This is a genomic window from Micromonospora sp. NPDC002296 (assembly GCF_040296145.1).
Lineage (GTDB): Bacteria > Actinomycetota > Actinomycetes > Mycobacteriales > Micromonosporaceae > Micromonospora.
The window spans coordinates 172,609-190,048 of sequence record NZ_JBEOWQ010000004.1 but is presented as its reverse complement, the minus strand read 5'-3'; the positions used below and the strand labels follow the sequence as shown (position 1 = coordinate 190,048).

Annotated in this window: 20 protein-coding genes and 1 riboswitch; of the genes, 18 read left to right on the top strand and 2 right to left on the bottom strand. The window is 74.8% G+C overall.

Annotation, left to right across the window (positions count from 1 at the left end):
• Window positions 1–72 precede the first annotated feature (72 nt).
• The 8 genes from infA (at window position 73) to truA (ending at window position 4,820) form a co-directional block, all read left to right on the top strand.
• A complete protein-coding gene (gene infA / locus ABT023_RS05380; protein WP_007073013.1) occupies window positions 73–294 on the top strand; it encodes a translation initiation factor IF-1 in 222 nt (73 codons plus the stop codon).
• Between the two features lie 95 nt (window positions 295–389).
• Entirely contained in the window at window positions 390–503 is a 114-nt protein-coding gene (rpmJ, locus tag ABT023_RS05375) for a 50S ribosomal protein L36 (RefSeq protein ID WP_043965539.1), read from the top strand.
• 258 nt (window positions 504–761) lie between these two features.
• On the top strand, window positions 762–1,142 hold the full coding sequence (gene rpsM, locus ABT023_RS05370; protein ID WP_089012515.1) for a 30S ribosomal protein S13: 381 nt from the start codon (window positions 762–764) through the stop codon (window positions 1,140–1,142).
• Between the two features lie 18 nt (window positions 1,143–1,160).
• Window positions 1,161–1,568, top strand: a complete 408-nt coding sequence (gene rpsK / locus ABT023_RS05365; protein ID WP_161685873.1) for a 30S ribosomal protein S11 — start codon at window positions 1,161–1,163, stop codon at window positions 1,566–1,568.
• A gap of 13 nt (window positions 1,569–1,581) precedes the next feature.
• Entirely contained in the window at window positions 1,582–2,208 is a 627-nt protein-coding gene (gene rpsD, locus ABT023_RS05360) for a 30S ribosomal protein S4 (RefSeq protein WP_350881949.1), read from the top strand.
• Window positions 2,209–2,306: 98 nt separating this feature from the next.
• A complete protein-coding gene (locus ABT023_RS05355; protein WP_161685869.1) occupies window positions 2,307–3,329 on the top strand; it encodes a DNA-directed RNA polymerase subunit alpha in 1,023 nt (340 codons plus the stop codon).
• A 34-nt stretch (window positions 3,330–3,363) separates the two neighbouring features.
• On the top strand, window positions 3,364–3,921 hold the full coding sequence (gene rplQ, locus ABT023_RS05350) for a 50S ribosomal protein L17 (RefSeq protein WP_350881947.1): 558 nt from the start codon (window positions 3,364–3,366) through the stop codon (window positions 3,919–3,921).
• Between the two features lie 68 nt (window positions 3,922–3,989).
• Window positions 3,990–4,820, top strand: a complete 831-nt coding sequence (gene truA / locus ABT023_RS05345) for a tRNA pseudouridine(38-40) synthase TruA (protein WP_350881946.1) — start codon at window positions 3,990–3,992, stop codon at window positions 4,818–4,820.
• A 25-nt stretch (window positions 4,821–4,845) separates the two neighbouring features.
• Here the strand turns inward: truA and ABT023_RS05340 are convergent, their stop codons facing one another.
• Window positions 4,846–5,889, bottom strand: coding sequence for a hypothetical protein (locus ABT023_RS05340; RefSeq protein WP_350881944.1), 1,044 nt, complete (start codon window positions 5,887–5,889; stop codon window positions 4,846–4,848).
• A 121-nt stretch (window positions 5,890–6,010) separates the two neighbouring features.
• Here ABT023_RS05340 and ABT023_RS05335 point away from each other — a divergent pair, with 121 nt between their 5' ends.
• From ABT023_RS05335 to thiD, 10 genes are all read left to right on the top strand, one after another.
• Window positions 6,011–6,616, top strand: coding sequence for a class I SAM-dependent methyltransferase (locus tag ABT023_RS05335; RefSeq protein WP_350882114.1), 606 nt, complete (start codon window positions 6,011–6,013; stop codon window positions 6,614–6,616).
• 41 nt (window positions 6,617–6,657) lie between these two features.
• Window positions 6,658–8,337 (top strand): ABC-F family ATP-binding cassette domain-containing protein, encoded by a 1,680-nt coding sequence (locus tag ABT023_RS05330; protein WP_350881942.1) that lies wholly within the window; start codon window positions 6,658–6,660, stop codon window positions 8,335–8,337.
• A complete protein-coding gene (locus tag ABT023_RS05325) occupies window positions 8,334–9,131 on the top strand; it encodes a nucleotidyltransferase domain-containing protein (protein ID WP_350881940.1) in 798 nt (265 codons plus the stop codon). The genes ABT023_RS05330 and ABT023_RS05325 overlap by 4 nt, the downstream gene beginning before the upstream one ends.
• A gap of 142 nt (window positions 9,132–9,273) precedes the next feature.
• The gene (locus ABT023_RS05320; RefSeq protein ID WP_350881938.1) at window positions 9,274–10,236 is read left to right on the top strand and encodes an aldo/keto reductase; all 963 of its coding nucleotides are present in this window, start codon (window positions 9,274–9,276) and stop codon (window positions 10,234–10,236) included.
• A gap of 73 nt (window positions 10,237–10,309) precedes the next feature.
• A riboswitch (TPP riboswitch) is annotated at window positions 10,310–10,421 on the top strand.
• The gene (locus tag ABT023_RS05315; RefSeq protein WP_350881936.1) at window positions 10,416–11,042 is read left to right on the top strand and encodes a thiamine phosphate synthase; all 627 of its coding nucleotides are present in this window, start codon (window positions 10,416–10,418) and stop codon (window positions 11,040–11,042) included. Its footprint overlaps the riboswitch before it by 6 nt.
• Window positions 11,036–12,139 carry a glycine oxidase ThiO gene (thiO, locus tag ABT023_RS05310; RefSeq protein ID WP_350881934.1) on the top strand — a complete coding sequence of 368 codons (1,104 nt, stop codon included), beginning with the start codon at window positions 11,036–11,038 and terminating at the stop codon, window positions 12,137–12,139. The genes ABT023_RS05315 and thiO overlap by 7 nt, the downstream gene beginning before the upstream one ends.
• A gap of 110 nt (window positions 12,140–12,249) precedes the next feature.
• On the top strand, window positions 12,250–12,450 hold the full coding sequence (thiS, locus tag ABT023_RS05305; protein ID WP_350881932.1) for a sulfur carrier protein ThiS: 201 nt from the start codon (window positions 12,250–12,252) through the stop codon (window positions 12,448–12,450).
• 5 nt (window positions 12,451–12,455) lie between these two features.
• A complete protein-coding gene (locus ABT023_RS05300) occupies window positions 12,456–13,271 on the top strand; it encodes a thiazole synthase (protein WP_350881930.1) in 816 nt (271 codons plus the stop codon).
• Between the two features lie 83 nt (window positions 13,272–13,354).
• The gene (locus tag ABT023_RS05295) at window positions 13,355–13,969 is read left to right on the top strand and encodes a thiamine phosphate synthase (RefSeq protein ID WP_502890598.1); all 615 of its coding nucleotides are present in this window, start codon (window positions 13,355–13,357) and stop codon (window positions 13,967–13,969) included.
• Window positions 13,970–13,974: 5 nt separating this feature from the next.
• Entirely contained in the window at window positions 13,975–14,763 is a 789-nt protein-coding gene (gene thiD / locus ABT023_RS05290; protein ID WP_350881926.1) for a bifunctional hydroxymethylpyrimidine kinase/phosphomethylpyrimidine kinase, read from the top strand.
• 138 nt (window positions 14,764–14,901) lie between these two features.
• On the opposite strand, the gene ABT023_RS05285 is transcribed toward thiD, so the two are convergent.
• Window positions 14,902–17,229, bottom strand: a complete 2,328-nt coding sequence (locus ABT023_RS05285) for a hypothetical protein (RefSeq protein WP_350881924.1) — start codon at window positions 17,227–17,229, stop codon at window positions 14,902–14,904.
• Window positions 17,230–17,440 lie beyond the last annotated feature (211 nt).

The following is a 17,440-nucleotide window of genomic DNA, read 5'->3' as shown; positions in this document are numbered from 1 at the left end:
TAACAGCGTTTCGGGGCCCGTGTAAGACGTTGTGGGCCGTCCGGAGCAACCGACGTCAGGACAGCGGAGGACATGCCGAAAAAAGACGGAGCCATCGAGATCGAGGGTCGGGTCATCGAGCCCCTGCCGAACGCCATGTTCCGGGTGGAGCTCGCGAACGGTCACAAGGTGCTGGCTCACATCAGCGGCAAGATGCGGCAGCACTACATCCGCATCCTGCCGGAGGACCGGGTCGTCGTCGAACTCTCGCCGTACGACCTGACCCGCGGGCGCATCGTCTACCGCTACAAGTAAGCGACCTGACGGCGGCCGGGTAGTCCCCGTGTCCGTCTTCGACGTCCGGCGTCGCGCGTGTCGCGTCTCCGGGCCAGATGGGAAGTAAGGCAACCGTGAAGGTCAAGCCGAGCGTCAAGAGGATCTGCAACAAGTGCCGGGTGATCCGTCGGCACGGCCGGGTCATGGTCATCTGCAGCGACCCGCGTCACAAGCAGCGCCAGGGCTGAACCAGTCCGATCGACCGTGACCTACTGGTCACGGCCAGTCGAACCGGTCCGGGCCGCAGGTCCAGCCAAACATCATCAGCTCGTCCCAGCCGCGAGCGGTACGCGTAGCGCGTACCCCTGCGTGGTTGACCCCCGGTCGGAGGCCGGGGCCCGCTCGGGCAGCGGTCGATCCTCCCGGCGCCACGGCGCCGGGGCCGACCGGAGCGGGGTGGGGCGGGTGCAGACCTCCGCAGAACACCACAAGGAGTACGCCCGCACATGGCACGTCTAGCCGGCGTGGATCTCCCCCGCGAAAAGCGGATGGAGATCGCGCTCACCTACATCTTCGGCGTGGGTCGTACCCGCGCCCTGGAGACGCTCGCCGCCACCGGCATCTCGCCGGACAAGCGCGCTCGGGACCTCACGGACGAGGAGCTGGTCCAGCTCCGCAACCACATCGAGGGCAACTACAAGGTTGAAGGCGACCTGCGCCGCGAGGTCGCCGCTGACATCCGCCGCAAGGTCGAGATCGGCTGCTACGCCGGCATCCGGCACCGCCGGGGTCTGCCCGTGCGTGGCCAGCGGACCAAGACCAACGCGCGGACCCGCAAGGGCCCGAAGCGGACCGTCGCCGGCAAGAAGAAGCCCGGCAAGAAGTAACTAGGAGCGCACAGACTTATGCCACCGAAGGCTCGTGCCGGAGCCGCCGTCAAGAAGGTCCGGCGCAAGGAACGCAAGAACGTCGCCCACGGGCAGGCGCACATCAAGAGCACCTTCAACAACACCATCGTGTCCATCACGGACCCGACCGGTGCGGTCATCTCCTGGGCCTCCGCCGGCCAGGTCGGTTTCAAGGGCTCGCGCAAGTCGACCCCGTTCGCCGCACAGTTGGCCGCCGAGGCCGCCGCGCGTCGGGCGATGGAGCACGGCATGCGCAAGGTCGACGTGTTCGTCAAGGGCCCCGGCTCCGGCCGGGAGACCGCGATCCGTTCGCTGCAGGCCGTCGGGCTGGAGGTCGGGCAGATCGCCGACGTCACCCCGCAGCCGCACAACGGATGCCGTCAGCCGAAGCGTCGCCGGGTCTGAGAGGTAGAGAGAGATGGCTCGTTACACCGGTGCTGACTGCCGCCGTTGCCGGCGGGAGAAGATGAAGCTGTTCCTCAAGGGCAGCAAGTGCGATGGCCCGAAGTGCCCGTTCGAGTCCCGGCCGTTCCCGCCCGGGCAGCACGGCCGAGGCCGCACCAAGGAGACGGAGTACCTGCTCCAGCTCCGCGAGAAGCAGAAGGCCCGCCGCGTCTACGGCGTGCTGGAGAAGCAGTTCCGCGGTTACTACGAGGAGGCCGTGGGCAAGCAGGCCAAGACCGGTGAGGTCCTCCTGCAGATCCTCGAGTCGCGGCTGGACAACGTCGTTTACCGGGCCGGCTTCGCGCACTCGCGTGACATGGCCCGTCAGCTGGTCAAGCACGGCCACTTCACGGTGAACGGCAAGAAGGTCGACATCCCGTCGTTCCGGGTGAAGGAGCACGACATCATCGAGGTTCGGGCCAAGAGCAAGGAGCTCACCCCGTTCATCGTGGCGCAGGCTCAGGCCGGCTCGAAGACGGTCCCGGCGTGGCTGGAGGCCATCCCGAGCCAGATGAAGGTTCTCGTGCACTCGCTCCCGGCCCGCCAGGTGATCGACACCCAGGTCCAGGAGCAGCTGATCGTCGAGCTCTACTCCAAGTAGTCGGGCTCGTTGCGGTGGTCCGCCCCGCGGGGCGGACCACCGGAACAGTTTGTGTCGCGGACGTCAAATAGCGGGCGTCCCGGAAGAGAAGAGAAGACATGCTCATCAGCCAGCGACCGTCTCTTTCCGAAGAGTCGATCAACGAGACCCGGTCCCGGTTCACCATCGAGCCGCTGGAGCCGGGCTTCGGCTACACCCTGGGCAACTCGCTGCGGCGTACGCTGCTGTCGTCCATCCCGGGTGCGGCGATCACCTCCATCAAGATCGACGGCGTGCTGCACGAGTTCACCACGATCCCCGGCGTCAAGGAGGACGTGGTCGAGCTCGTCATGAACATCAAGGAGCTGTGCGTCAGCTCCGAGCACGACGAGCCGGTCAGCATGTACCTGCGTAAGCAGGGCCCGGGCGACGTGACGGCGGGCGACATCCAGCCCCCGGCCGGCGTCTCGGTGCACAACCCGGACCTGAAGCTCGCCACCCTCAACGGCAAGGGCCGGCTCGACATGGAGCTGACCGTCGAGCGGGGTCGCGGCTACGTGACCGCGGCGCAGAACAAGCAGTCCGGCGCCGAGATCGGCCGCATCCCGGTCGACTCGATCTACTCGCCGGTGCTGAAGGTGACGTACCGCGTCGAGGCGACCCGGGTCGAGCAGCGGACCGACTTCGACCGGCTGATCATCGACGTCGAGACCAAGCCGTCGATGGGCCCGCGTACCGCGCTGGCCTCCGCCGGTTCGACGCTGGTGGAGCTCTTCGGGCTGGCCCGGGAGCTGGACGAGACCGCCGAGGGCATCGACATCGGGCCGTCCCCGCAGGACGCGCAGCTGGCGGCGGACCTGGCCCTGCCGATCGAGGAGCTGGACCTCACCGTCCGTTCCTACAACTGCCTCAAGCGCGAGGGCATCAACTCCGTCGGTGAGCTCATCGGGCGCACCGAGGCCGACCTCCTCGACATCCGCAACTTCGGCCAGAAGTCGATCGACGAGGTCAAGATGAAGCTGGCCGGGATGGGTCTGGGGCTGAAGGACTCGGCCCCGAACTTCGACCCGGCGAACGTCGTGGACGCCTTCGGTGAGGCCGACTACGACACCGACGACTACCGCGAGACCGAGCAGCTCTAGTCCCCGCTGCCGCCACACCTGAGGAGCACCAAGCATGCCCACGCCCACCAAGGGCCCCCGCCTCGGCGGCAGCCCCGCGCACGAGCGGCTGATGCTGGCCAACCTGGCCACCGCGCTGTTCCAGCACGGCAAGATCAAGACCACCGAGACGAAGGCCCGGCGGTTGCGTCCGCTGGCCGAGCAGCTCATCACCAAGGCCAAGCGGGGCGACCTCGCCGCGCGGCGGCGGGTGCTGGGCGTCGTCAAGGACAAGGACGTGGTCTACTCCCTGTTCGACCAGATCGCGCCCCGGTACGCCAACCGCAACGGTGGCTACACCCGGATCGTGAAGACCGGCCCGCGCAAGGGTGACAACGCTCCGATGGTGGTCATCGAGCTGGTCGAGGAGCTTCAGGTCGCCGAGCCCAAGGCGAACAAGAAGACCGCCGCTCGCAAGGCCGCGCAGCAGGACAAGGTCGAGGCGCTCGCCCCCGCGGAGGAGACCCCGCAGGCGAAGTCCGACGACCAGGACGCCGAGGCGCCGGTGTCGGCGTCCGGCGACACCGACGCCGCCCGCGAGGACAGCGACGAGGCCACCGAGAACAAGGCCTGATCAACGGCACCTTCGGGCCCGGCACCCCCACGGGGATGCCGGGCCCGACCCATGAGGAGGTACGCGAGGTGGACGAGCGAACCCGGCTGCGGCTGGACGTCTCGTACGACGGCACGGACTTCTCCGGCTGGGCGGCCCAGCCGACCCGGCGGACGGTGGCCGGCGTACTCGTGCAGACCCTGGACCTGGTCCTCGGGGCGGGCGTGGCGACCGGGCTGACCGTGGCCGGGCGGACGGACGCCGGGGTGCACGCCGCCGGCCAGGTGTGCCACCTCGATCTGCCCGCCGCCGCGTGGCGCGAGTGGGAGGGCTCGTTGCTGCGCCGGCTGGCCCGGCTGCTCCCCACCGACGTGCGGGTGCGGGCGATGACCGAGGTGCCGGCCGACTTCGACGCCCGGTTCTCGGCGACCTTCCGCCGCTACGAGTACCGGGTGACCGACGCGCCGTTCGGGGCCGAGCCGCTGCGCCGGCACGAGGTGCTGGCCTGGCCGCGGTCGCTCGACCCGGGCCTGCTCAACGCCGCGGCGGCGGGGCTGGTGGGGGAGCACGACTTCGCCGCGTACTGCCGGCGCAAGGAGAACGCCACCACGCTGCGCGAGGTGACCCGGCTGGACTGGCGGCGCGACCCGGACGGAATCCTGGTCGCCACCGTCCAGGCCGACGCGTTCTGCCAGGCGATGGTCCGCAGCCTGGTCGGGGCGATGCTGGTCGCGGGGGACGGCCGGCGCCCGGTGGACTGGCCGGTCGGCCTGCTGACCCGGCGGGACCGGTCCAGCGAGGTGACGGTGGCCCCGGCGCACGGGCTGACCCTGGTCGCCGTCGGCTATCCCGACGACCCGGCCGAGTACGCCCGCCGCTCCGACCTCACCCGCCGGCTTCGCGTCCCCACGCAGGACTGAGGGCGACGGGTTCCCGGGCGGCCGGTCAGTCGGTTCCGCCGGGGGCGGCCGTGGCCTGGCCGGTCGAGCCGCCGGTCGCGCGGCGCTCCAGCACCTTCTTGTCCAGGTGCAGCTCGATCAGGTCGTACAGGACCTCGCGGACCTTCGGGTCGCCGGCCTTCACGGGCTTGCCGTCGGCCCGGACCACCAGGCAGTACGCGAGGTAGTGGCCGCGTACCTGCCAGCCGACCCGGGAGGGCGCCTCGGTGAGCGCCTCGGTGTCGTCGCCGGCCGGCATGCCGCGGAGCCGGCCCTCCCGCCCGTCGAGCAGCTCCCGCAGGCGGTCCCGGACGCGCTGGGCGGTGGCCAGGTCGGTCAGGTTGAACAGCCCTGCGGTGAGCAGGTACTCCTCGTCGGGGGAGCGCAGGGTGGCGCGGACCACCTGGTTGCAGCCGAGCCGGACGAGCAGGTCGGCCACCTCGTCGGTGGCGGCGGTCGGGCAGCTCGCGCTGGACTGGGTCTTGAGCACCGCGTACGGCTCCTCGCCGTCGCCGATGGCCAGCTTCCGGCCGGCGAAGACCTCCTTGGCGGTCAGCGGCGCCGGGTCGGTGTCCCGGGAGTCGATGTCCTGCCGTTCGGTGCGTGACGGCGACGGGGCGGCGGCCGGCAGGCTCGGGGTGACCTCCGGTTGCGAGATCCCGTCGGGCAGCAGGGCGGCGCCGGCCAGCCCGCAGAGGGCGAGGAGCACCAGGACCGCCGCGCCGCCGACCAGCACCTGCCAGAGCCGGCTGCCGCTTCGGCCGGGTTCCGGGGCCCGCCGGTTCCGGGGCAGGTCCAGTGGCTGGGTGGTGGCGGGAGCCCGGGTGGCCGGCGGGGGGAACGGGGGCGCGCCGCGGGGCGGGACCGGGCCCGGCAGGGTGGGCGGCGCGACCCGGGTGACCCGGGCGGTCCGGGGCAGGGACGGCGTCGGGAAGCGGGACGGGGAGGGGCCGGCATGTGGGGGGCTGGCGTCGCCGATCGTCGACAGTTCCGAGCCGGGCCGAGGGCGTCCCTCGAATGTGTCCTCATCGGATTCGTACCGGTACACCATGCCGCCCAGAGTAGGGCTTATTGTCCCTTTAGGGGGTAATAACGCGATATCGCGGTGCCGGGTCGTCGCCACCGCCCACCGCGCCACCGGCGGTCCGCCCGGCGGTGCGAGAATGCCGGACGTGACCGGCGACCACTACTTCAGCGCTGAACCCGGAACCGACGCCCGTCCCCGGGAGGTCGAGTTCACCGCCGTCGGGCGCGAATACACCCTGACGTCGGCCGGTGGGGTCTTCTCCGCCGCCCGCCTCGACCCGGGCACGGCGGTGCTGCTCCGCAAGGCGGACCTGCCGTCGCCGGACGTCGCCGGCCCGCTGCTCGACCTCGGCTGCGGCTTCGGCCCGATCACCTGCGTGCTGGCCGACAGCGCCCCGGCGGCCACCGTCTGGGCGGTCGACGTCAACGAGCGGGCCCGGGCGCTCACCACCGCCAACGCCGAGCGGGTCGGGGCCGCGGACCGGGTCCGGGTCGTCGCCCCGGACGACGTGCCGACCGAGTTGGCCTTCGCCCAGATCTGGTCCAACCCGCCCATCCGGATCGGCAAGGAGGGCCTGCACGAGCTGCTGCTGCGCTGGCTGCCCCGGCTCGCCCCGGACGGCGTGGCCTGGCTGGTGGTCGCCCGCCACCTCGGCGGCGACTCCCTGCACCGCTGGCTGGTCGACCAGGGCTGGCAGGTGGGGCGGCACGCCAGCCAGAAGGGCTTCCGGGTGCTGCGGGTCACCCGGTAATCGAGTGTCGCCCGGCCCACCCGCTCGGGCAGGATGCCGACGTGGGATACGTGGACGTGGCGGGGGTCGGGCACATCCTGCCCGACGGTCGGGAACTCTTCACCGACGTGTCGTTCCGGGTCGGTGAGGGTGCCAAGGTCGCCCTGGTCGGCCCGAACGGCGCGGGGAAGACGACGCTGCTGCGGATGGTCGCCGGCGACCTGCCGGTGCGCACCGGCGCGGTCTCCCGCTCCGGGGGCCTTGGCGTGATGCGCCAGTTCATCGGCATGATCGGCGACGACTCCACCCTCGCCGACCTGGCACTGTCGCTCGCCCCGCCGGCGCTGCGCGACGCCGGCCGCAAACTCGCCGAGACCGAGGCGGCCATGCGGGGGGCCGAGACCCGCGGCAAGTTCAGCACCGCCGCGGGCAGGGCCCAGCTCGCGTACGCGGATGCGCTCGCCGCCTGGGGCGAGACCGGCGGGTACGACGCCGAGGTGCTGTTCGACACCGTCGCCGTCATCGTGCTCGACCTGCCCTGGGACGCCGCCCGGGACCGTCCGGTGCGGACCCTCTCCGGCGGCCAGCAGAAGCGCTTCGCCCTCGAACTGCTGCTGCGCGGCCCCGACGAGGTGCTGCTGCTCGACGAGCCCGACAACTTCCTCGACGTGCCCGGCAAGCGGTGGCTGGAGGACCGGCTGCGCGAGTCGACGAAGTCGGTGCTCTACGTCTCGCACGACCGGGAGTTGCTGGCCCGCACCGCCGGCCGGGTGGTCGCCGTGGAGGGCGGCAGCGCCTGGGTGCACCCGGGCGGCTTCGCGAGCTGGCACGAGGCCAGGGTGGCCCGGCACGCCCGCCTCGACGAGCTGCGCCGCCGCTGGGACGAGGAACACCAGAAGCTGCGCGAGCTGATGCTGATGTACAAGCAGAAGGCGGCGTACAACGACGGGCTGGCCTCGCGGTACCAGGCCGCGCAGACCCGGCTGCGCAAGTTCGAGGAGGCCGGGCCGCCGCCCGTGCCCCCGAAGGACCAGGACATCCGGATGAAGCTGACCGGCGGGCGGACCGGCAAGCGCGCGGTGGTCGCCGAGCAGCTTGAGCTGGACGGCCTGACCTACCCCTTCGACCTGGAGATCTGGTACGGCGACCGGGTCGCGGTCCTCGGCGCGAACGGCACCGGCAAGTCGCACTTCCTGCGGCTGCTGGCCCGGGGCGGCACCGACCCGGAGCCGGCCAACGGCCCGGTCGACGGGGCCGCCGCGCTCGCCCCGGTGGCGCACGGCGGGACGGTCCGGCTCGGCGCCCGGGTCCGCCCCGGCCACTTCTCCCAGACCCACGACCGCCCAGAGCTGGTGGACCGCACGCTCGTCGACATCCTCTGGCGCGGCGACGAGCACCGGGCGGGGATGGACCGGCACGCGGCGATGGCGGCGCTGAGCCGGTACGAGCTGGCCGGGCAGGGCGATCAACGGTTCGGCACCCTCTCCGGCGGCCAGCAGGCCCGCTTCCTGGTGCTGCTGCTGGAGCTGTCCGGGGCGACGCTGCTGCTGCTCGACGAGCCCACCGACAACCTGGACCTGGCCAGCGCGGAGGCGCTGGAGGCGGGCCTGAGCGCGTTCGCCGGGACGGTGGTCGCGGTGACCCACGACAGGTGGTTCACCCGGTCCTTCGACAGGTTCGTGCTGTTCCGGGGCGACGGCGAGGTGGTGCAGACGTCGGAGCCGGTCTGGGACGTCGGATGAACGGCGACGAGCTGGTCGACCGGCTCTGCGGGGTGGACGGGGTGGTCGCGGTGGCCCTCGGCGGCAGCCGGGCCCGGGGCGAACACCGGCCCGACTCCGACTGGGACGTGGGCCTCTACTACCGGGGTGGCCTGGACGTGCCGGCGCTGCGCGCCATCGCCGCCTCGGTAACCGGGGCGGAGGTGGAACTGACCGCGCCGGGCGGCTGGGGGCCGTGGGTGGACGGCGGCGGCTGGCTGCGCGTCGGCGGGGTGGCGGTGGACTGGATCTACCGTGACCTCGACCGGGTGGGCCGGGTCTGGGCCGACTGCGGGGCCGGCCGGTACACCGTCGAGGCGCAGGCCGGTCACCCGCTGGGCTTCTACTCGCACGCCTATGCCGGCGAGGTGGCGCTGTGCCGGGTGCTCGGCGACCCGACCGGGGAGCTGACCGCGCTGCGGGCGGAGACCGGGTGCTACCCGCCGGCGCTGTCCGCCGCCCTGCTGGCCAGCGGCTGGGAGGCCGGGTTCCTGCTCGACGCAGCCGCCAAGGGCGCGGCGGCGGGGGACGGCGGTTACGTGGCCGGCTGCCTGTTCAGGGCGGTCGGCGTGGTCGTCCAGGCGCTGCACGGCCGGGCCGGGCGGTGGCTGGTGAACGAGAAGGGCATGATCGCCTCTGCCGGCAGGCTGCCGGACGCCCCGGTGGACTTCACCCGCCGGGCGCAGGGGCTGCTCGGCGCGGTCGGCCGCACCCCGGCCGAGCTGGCCGCCACCGTCGCCGACGCGCACCGGCTGGTCGCCGAGGCGCTCCGCTGATCCGCCACTCGGCGGGCCGTGCCCGGTCCGCCCTGCCGGGCGGCGGGTCGGCGCCCGGGGTGGACCCGCCGGTGTCGGGGCGGGTGGGCTGCGCCGGGGCCGTGGGGCGTCCGGCCGGTGGCCGCGTCGGGACGGGCATAGGGTGGATCTCGTGACTGAGATGACGTATCGACGGCTGGGCGACTCCGGGCTCGTGGTGTCCGTGGTCGGCGTCGGCTGCAACAACTTCGGCCGTAAGCTCGACCTCGACGGCACCCGGGCGGTGGTCGACGCCGCCCTCGACGCCGGCATCAACCTCTTCGACACCGCCGACATCTACGGCGACGAGCCGGGTGGCTCCGAGGAGCTGCTCGGCCAGGCCCTCAAGGGCCGCCGGGACGACGTGGTGGTGGCCACCAAGTTCGGCATGGACATGCAGGGGCGCAACGGCCCGGACCACGGCGCCCGAGGCGCCCGGCGGTACATCGCCCGGGCGGTGGAGGCGTCGCTGCGCCGGCTCGACACCGACCACATCGACCTGTACCAGATGCACGAGCCGGACCCGGGCACCCCGATCGACGAGACCCTCGCCGCCCTGGACGACCTGGTCCGCGCCGGCAAGGTGCGCTACCTCGGCAACTCCAACTTCGCCGGCTGGCAGATCGCCGACGCCGACTGGGTCGCCTCCTCCAACGGGCGGGCCCGGTTCATCAGCGCGCAGAACCACTACTCGCTGCTGGAGCGGGGCGTCGAGGCCGAGGTCATCGGGGCCTGCGAGCGGTTCGGCCTGGGCATGCTGCCGTTCTTCCCGCTGGCCAACGGGCTGCTCACCGGCAAGTACAAGCGCGGCGAGGCGGCACCCGCCGGCAGCCGGCTCGCCGGGGGCGGCCGGTACGCCGAACGCCTGGCCGCCGCGCGGTGGGACGTCATCGAGGCGCTGGAGGCGTACGCGGCCGAGCGGGGGCTGTCCCTGCTCCAGGTGGCCATCGGCGGGCTGGCCGCCCGGCCGGCGGTGACCTCGGTGATCGCCGGAGCCACCTCGCCGGAGCAGGTGCGGTCCAACGCGGAGGCCGGCACCTGGCAGCCGACCGACGACGACCTCGAAGCGCTCGACGCCATCCTCTGAGCCGGGCGGCCGTGGTCCAGCCCACTTGGCCCACCCCCTTGGCGGAGCAGCCCAATCGTCGTACGGTGACACGCAAGTGACCCACGGGAGCCCGGTGTGTACCGGGCTGAGAGGGGGGCTGATAGCCCCCGACCGTCGAACCTGATCCGGGTAATGCCGGCGCAGGGAGGAGAATTGCCGTGCCGTCCCTCGGGCGACTGCATCTGATCACCGACACCCGGCCGGGCCGGGACCCGCTCGCCGTGCTGCGCGCCGCCCTCGCGGTGGCCCGCGCCGAGCTGGTCGTCCAGGTCCGCGTCACCGACGACGCCACCGACCGCGCGGCGTACGACCTGGCCCGGCGGGTGGTCGTGGCGTGCGCGCCCTACGGGGCGACGTGCCTGGTCAACGACCGGCTGCACGTGGCGCTCGCGGTCGGCGCGGCCGGTGGGCACGTCGGCGCGGACGACCTGCCCGTGGCGGCGGCCCGCCGGGTCCTCGGCCCGGTCGCGACGCTCGGCGCGACCGCCCGGTCCCCGGGCGCCGCTGCCGACGCGGTGGCCGCCGGGGCCAGCTACCTGGGCGTCGGCCCGTGCCACGCCACTGACACCAAGAACGGCCTGCCGGACCCGATCGGCCCCGCCGGGGTGCGTGCGGTCGCCACCGCCGTGGCCGTGCCGGTGATCGCCATCGGCGGGGTGACCGCCGCGACGGTCCCGGCGCTGCGCGCCGCCGGGGCGTACGGGGTGGCGGTGGTCGGGGCGCTCTCCGCCGCCGCCGACCCGGGCCGGGCCGCCGCCGAACTGCTCGGGGCGCTGACGTGCTGACGGCCACCGGGCAGGGGCCCGTCGACGTGGCGGTGGTGGGTGCCGGGCCGGTCGGGCTGGCGGTCGCCTGGCGGTGCGCGGCGCGCGGGCTGCGGGTCGAGGTGCACGACCCGGCCCCCGGGTCGGGCGCGTCGTACGTCGCAGCCGGGATGCTGTCACCGGTCGCCGAGGCGTACTTCGGCGAGCACGAGCTGACCGGGCTGCTCGCCGCCTCCGCCGCCCGCTGGCCCGGGTTCGCCACCGAGCTGGCCGAGGCCGCCGGGACCGGGTTCGGGTACCGCACCGAGGGCACCCTCGTCGTCGGGTTGACCAGCGACGACCTGGCCGAGGCGCGGCGGTTGTGGACGTACCAGCGCGGGCTGGGATTGCCGATCACCCCGCTGCGCCCCTCGGAGCTGCGCGACCGCGAGCCGGCGCTCGCCCCGCGGGTGCGCGGCGGCGCGGTCGCCCCCGGTGACCACCAGGTCGACCCCCGGCGGCTGGTCGCCGCGTTGCGGATCGCCGCCGAGCGGGCCGGCGCGACCCTGGTCGCCGGCCCGGTGCGGGAGCTGTCCGACCTGGACGCCCGGGTGACCGTCGTCGCCGCCGGCTGCGGCGCCGCCGCCCTCACCGGGCTGCCGGTACGGCCGGTGAAGGGGCAGATCCTGCGGCTCCGCGCGCTCGGCGGCGGCCCGCCGGGCTTCCGGCACGTCATCCGGGGGTACGCCGACGGCGAGTCCGTCTACCTGGTGCCCCGGGACGGCGGCGAGGTGGTGGTCGGCGCGACCGTCGAGGAGCGCGCCGACACCCGGGTCACCGCCGGGGCGGCGCTGCGGCTGCTGCGCGCCGCCGTCGACCTGGTTCCCGAACTGACCGAGTACGACCTGGCGGAGGCGTCCGCCGGGCTGCGCCCCGGCACCCCGGACAACGCGCCGATCATCGGGCCGCTGCCCGGCCGGCCCGGGGTGCTCGCCGCCACTGGGCACCACCGGCACGGCATCGTGCTCACCCCGGTCACCGCCGACCTCGTCGCCGAGCTGGTGGTCACCGGGGAGGCGGACCCGCTGCTCGCCCCCTTCACCCCCGAGCGGTTCGCCGGCCACCGCCGGCACGGCTGACCGGGTCCCGACGCGACCGACCGCGTCCCGACGCCACCCGCGTCCGGTGCCACTGACCACGTCCGGCACGACAGGTCGCTGCCGGGTCGCCTTCGAGGAGGAGCACGCACATGGAACTGACGGTGAACGGCGCCGGGCGGACGCTGCCCCCCGGTGCGACCGTGGCAGACCTGATCGTCCTGGTCACCGGGCAGCGCGGCGGCCTCGCCGTCGCCGTCAACGGCGAGGTGGTGCCGCGCGCCGGCTGGCCGGCGACCGCGCTGCGCGACGGCGACCGGGTCGAGGTGCTCAGCGCCGCCCAGGGCGGGTGAGCGGGATGCCCGTCGCACCGGCGCACCCCGACCGGGCCACCCCCGAGCCGGCGCCCCTCGCCCTGGGCGGCGAGACGTTCGCGTCGCGGCTGATCCTCGGCACCGGCGGCGCGGCCAGCCTGCACGCGCTGGAACAGGCGATCCGGGCCTCCGGCACCGAGCTGGTCACCCTCGCACTGCGCCGCGTCGACACCGCCCCCGGAACCGCCGGCGGGCTGCTCGACCTGCTGGAGCGGTGCGGGGTGAAGCTGCTGCCGAACACGGCCGGCTGCCACACGGCCGGCGAGGCGGTCAAGGTCGCCCACCTGGCCCGCGAGGCGTTCGGCACCGACTGGGTGAAGCTGGAGGTGATCGGCGACGAGCGCACCCTGCTGCCCGACGGGGTGGAACTGCTGCGCGCTGCCGAGGAGTTGGTGTCCGACGGGTTCACCGTGCTGCCGTACACGTCGGACGACCCGGTCCTGGCCCGGCGGCTGGCCGACGTAGGCTGCGCCGCGGTGATGCCGGCCGGCGCGCCGATCGGCTCCGGCCTGGGCATCAACAACCCGCACCACATCCGGCTGATCCGGCAGGGCGTCGACGTGCCGGTGATCCTCGACGCCGGGATCGGCACCGCCTCCGACGCGGCGCTGGCCATGGAATTGGGCTGCGACGCGGTGCTGCTGGCCAGCGCCGTCACCCGGGCCGCCGACCCGTTGGCGATGGCCACCGCCATGCGGTACGCGGTCCGCGCCGGCCACCTCGCCGCCGGTGCGGGCCGCATCCCCCGCCGCTTCCACGCCCTGGCCTCCACCCCCGACGAGGGAAGGCCGGACCTGTGACCCGCACCGGTACCGCCGATCCTGGTCGCGGTCGGCCCCCGGCGGGTCCACCTTCCACCAGAGTCGCCCGGGTCCCGGCGGGCATTGTCGTGCTCACCGATCGGTGGCAGGCGCGGCGGGGGCTGGTCGACGTCGTGGGCGCCGCCGTGGCCGGGGGAGTGCGGTGGGTGGTGCTGCGCGAGAAGGACCTGCCCCGCGCCGAGCGGGCCGCCCTCGCCGCCGACCTGCGCCCGATCCTCGCCGGGGCGGGCGGCACCCTGGTCGTCGCCGGCCCCGACCCCCTCGGTGGGGACGCCGTCCACCTGCCGGCCGTCGGCCCGTACCTGCCGCCGCGCCTCGGCCTCGTCGGCCGCTCCTGCCACGACGCGGCCGAACTGGCGAGACTGACCACCGAGGACTACGCCACCGTCTCGCCCGTGTATCCGAGCAGGTCGAAGCCGGGGTACGGCCCACCGCTGCGCCCCGCCCGGCTCGGCGAGCTGATCCGGCTCAGCCCCGTGCCGGTCCTCGCCCTCGGCGGCGTCGAGACCCCGGCCCAGGCCAGCGCCTGCGTCGAGGCGGGCGCCGTCGGGGTGGCGGTCCTCGGCGCGATCATGCGGGCCGACGATCCCGCCGAGGCAGCCGCCGCGCTGGCCATTCCCTTCGAGACGCCGCGAACCGGGCACGACCACGCGGCGGCCACCGGAAGGCGCGGGTGACCGGCGTGACGCCGACGACCGTGCTGACCATCGCCGGCTCCGACTCCGGCGGGGGTGCCGGCATCCAGGCCGACCTCAAGGTCTTCGCGGCCCTCGGCGCGTACGGCACCAGCGTGCTCACCGCCGTCACCGCGCAGAACACCCGGGGCGTGGACGCCGTCCTGCCGCTGCCGCCGCGCACGGTCACCGAGCAGCTCGACAGCGTGCTCGGCGACTTCCGCGTCCGGGCGGTGAAGACCGGGATGCTCGGCACCCAGACCGTCGCCGACGCGGTCGCCGGGGCGGCCCGGGCGGGTCGGCTGCCGCACCTCGTCGTCGATCCGGTGCTGGTCGCCACCAGCGGGCACCGGCTCGGCGTGGTCGGGGCGGTCGAGCGGCTGCTGCCGTACGCGGAGGTGGCGACGCCGAACTGCGCGGAGGCCGCGGCCCTCACCGGAGGTCCGGTGACCACGGTCGAGGAGATGGTCGCCGCCGCCCGGGCGCTCGTCGCCGGCGGCCCGGCGCACGTGGTGGTCACCGGCGGCGACGTGGACGCCGGCGGCGACGCGGTCGACGTGCTGCACGGGGGCGGGGCGACCGTCCTGCTGCGCGCGCCCCGGGTGCCGACCCGGCACAGCCACGGCACCGGCTGCTCGTTCTCGGCGGCGATCGCCGTCCGGCTGGCGCTGGGCGATCCGGTGCCGGTGGCCGTCGCAGCCGCCAAGGAGTACGTCACCCGCGCGCTGACCGGCGCGCGGGACTGGGAACTGGGCGCGGGGCACGGCCCGCTGGACCACTTCGGCTGGTCCGGATGACCACCAGGGAGGCTGTCATGCAGGCATGACGCGGCCTGATCCGTCCGCCCGGGCAGACGTCGGAACGGGGCGGCCGGGCGGACAGCCGGCGTGGCGGGGCCGGTGGGCGGGACCCCACCGCGCCGGGGGTCCTCGCCGTCAGTCCCGGTGGTGGCGACCGGAGGAACGCAGCGACCGTTGGCCGGTGCCCTCCGGCCCGCCGTCCTTCTCCGGCACGGGACGGGCCAGGCCGGTGACCCAGTCGACGTACTCCTCGTCCTGTGCGGGCAGCGGCTGTTGTTCCCGGCGGTCGTCCTGCTCGGTCGCGGGTGCCGCGTCGTCGGCGGTCCGGGCCCGGTTGCGCCGGAACAGGGCGCGCCGGAGGCGGGACCGGCTGGTGGCCGGGTCCTCGGGCACAGCACCGGCCGCCACCGGGCTCGTGCCGCCCGGCCCGGCGTCGACCGATTCGGCGTCGTCCGGTCCGGGGCCGGTCCGGTCGCCGTCGACCGGTCCGGGGTGGGTGGCCGGTCCGACGCCGTCTCGTCCGCCGTCGGCCCGGCCCAGCTCGCTCGGTCCGGGCTCGGCCGGCCGGGGGGCCGGGGGCTGCTGCCCGGCCGCGCCCCGGCTGTCGGTCGTTGTGGGGCCGGCCCGCCGGACGGCGTTGCCGAACGCGTCCCAGCTCGTCACCCGGCCCAGATCGGGAAGGGGCCGGCGGGGACGCGGGTCGGGGTCGACGGGGTCCGGCCGGCTGTCCGGCGCGGCCGGGGGCGACGGGTCGCGCGGGCCGTCGTCGCCCGTCCGGGTCGGCTCCGGCGGAGCGGGCTGCACCACGTCGTCGAACGTGGGTGCCTCGAAGAATGTGGGCTCGGCTCGCCGCCGGACCGGGGTGGCCGCCGGCGTGACGGTGACGCCCGTGCCGGGGCGGCTCGCGCCCGCAGCGTCGGCGGCGCTCCGATCCGTCACGTCGGCCGGTTCGGTGTCGGTCGGGCCGGGAACCTCGGCCGGTTCGGTGTCGGTCGGGCCGGGAACCTCGGCCGGTTCGGTGTCGATCGGGCCGGGAACCTCGGCCGGCGGGGGCGTCTCGGCGGTCGGCACCTGCCGCCCGGCGCCGGCCCTCGGTCTGCGGACCCGCTTCGGCCGGGGTGCCTCGGCGGCCGTCACCCCCGCGTCCTCGTCGGCGGGGCGGGAGGTGTCGGTGGCGGGGAGAGCGCCGGCGATGGGGGAGGCATCGGTGGCGGGGGGCGTGGCGTCGGCAGCGCGGGAAGCTTCGGCGGGGACGTGCGGGTCGGCGGGGCGGGACGGGGCGCCCGGCGCGGCAGGCATCGGGCGGGCGGCCTCGGCGGCCATCGGCCACTCCCAGTGCGCCGGGGTGATTCCGGCCGGCGTGCCCGTCGCGGAACGGTCCCGGGTGCCGCCGGAGCGGTCCTCCGACAGCGGGTCGCCGACGGTCGCGGGGACCCGACGGGCCGAGGCGGTGTCCGAGGTGGGCGGGCCGACGGGGTCGGCGCCGTCCGCGTCGCCGGTGGCCGGCACGGTCGGGCCGATCGGCAGCGGCCGGAGGATGTCCGTGGGCTCGATCGCCGGGTCGCCGACGGCCCCGCCCGGCGTCGCGGGCCGGTCGGCGGGGCGGCCGGAAGTGACGAGCGGCCAGCGGGCCAGGGTCGCGGCGGCGGAGCCGAGCGCGCCGGTGGCGACCGCGATCAGGGCGCCGTGGTAGGGGGCGAGCTGGTACCGGTCGACGGAGTCCCCCGGGCCGGCGGCCAGGTAGGCGAAGGCGACCAGCACGGGGCCCGCCGCGCCGGACGCGCCGCCGATCAGCGGCGGATGGCCCCGCCGGCGGGCCAGCGCGCCCGAGGCCGCGCCGGCGAGCAGGGCCACCAGCGGCAACAGCAGCATGGCCAGCCGCTGTGCCGCGGCGGCGTCGAGCCAGCCCGGCTCGAACACCCCCAGCCGCACGGTCGGCAGCGGGCCGGTGCCGACCAGGGCCGGCAGGGACGAGAGCAGGGCGACCAGCCACACCACGCCGGCCACCATCGCCAGGTTCCAGCCCACCGGGGGGCGGAGCAGCACGGCGAGCGCCGCCCCGGCACCGGCCACCGCGCCGAGGACGGCGCAGATGCCGACCGCCCAGACCGGGTCGACGCCGCTCAGTTCGGTGGCGCGGGCCGGCTGCATGCACAGCGGGGCCACGACGGTCGCGCCCAGCGCCGCCGCGCCGGCCACCCCGAGCCGTCCCGTCATGGTGGACATGAGGGGTTCGGCACGGGCGACACGCTCGACCACCACGGCCCCGACCACGGCGGCGACCGTCGCGAACCAGCTCACCCAGACCAACTGGGCCGGCCACCGGTTGACGGTGGCGTCGGTGAAGTCGCCGACGAGCCGGACGATGCCGAACCCGTACGCGATGCCGAGCTGACCGGCCCCGGCCAGCACGCTCACCCCGAGCGCGGTGAGCAGCAGCTTGCCCCACGTCCGAAAGGCCATGTCGGGCACGTTACGGCCCGGTGCCCCCGATCGCCACCTTGGCGCAGCGCGGCGCGGCGACGCGCCCGACCTGCGACTACTCCAGCTCGACCGGCCGGGCCAGGTACGTCGTGTCTCCGACAGCGGTGAGCGTGTCGACGGGTCCCGGGCCCGTGGTGGACCACCCCACCGGGCGGCTCGTCGGCGTCGGACGTCGTCCACCCGGCTCGGT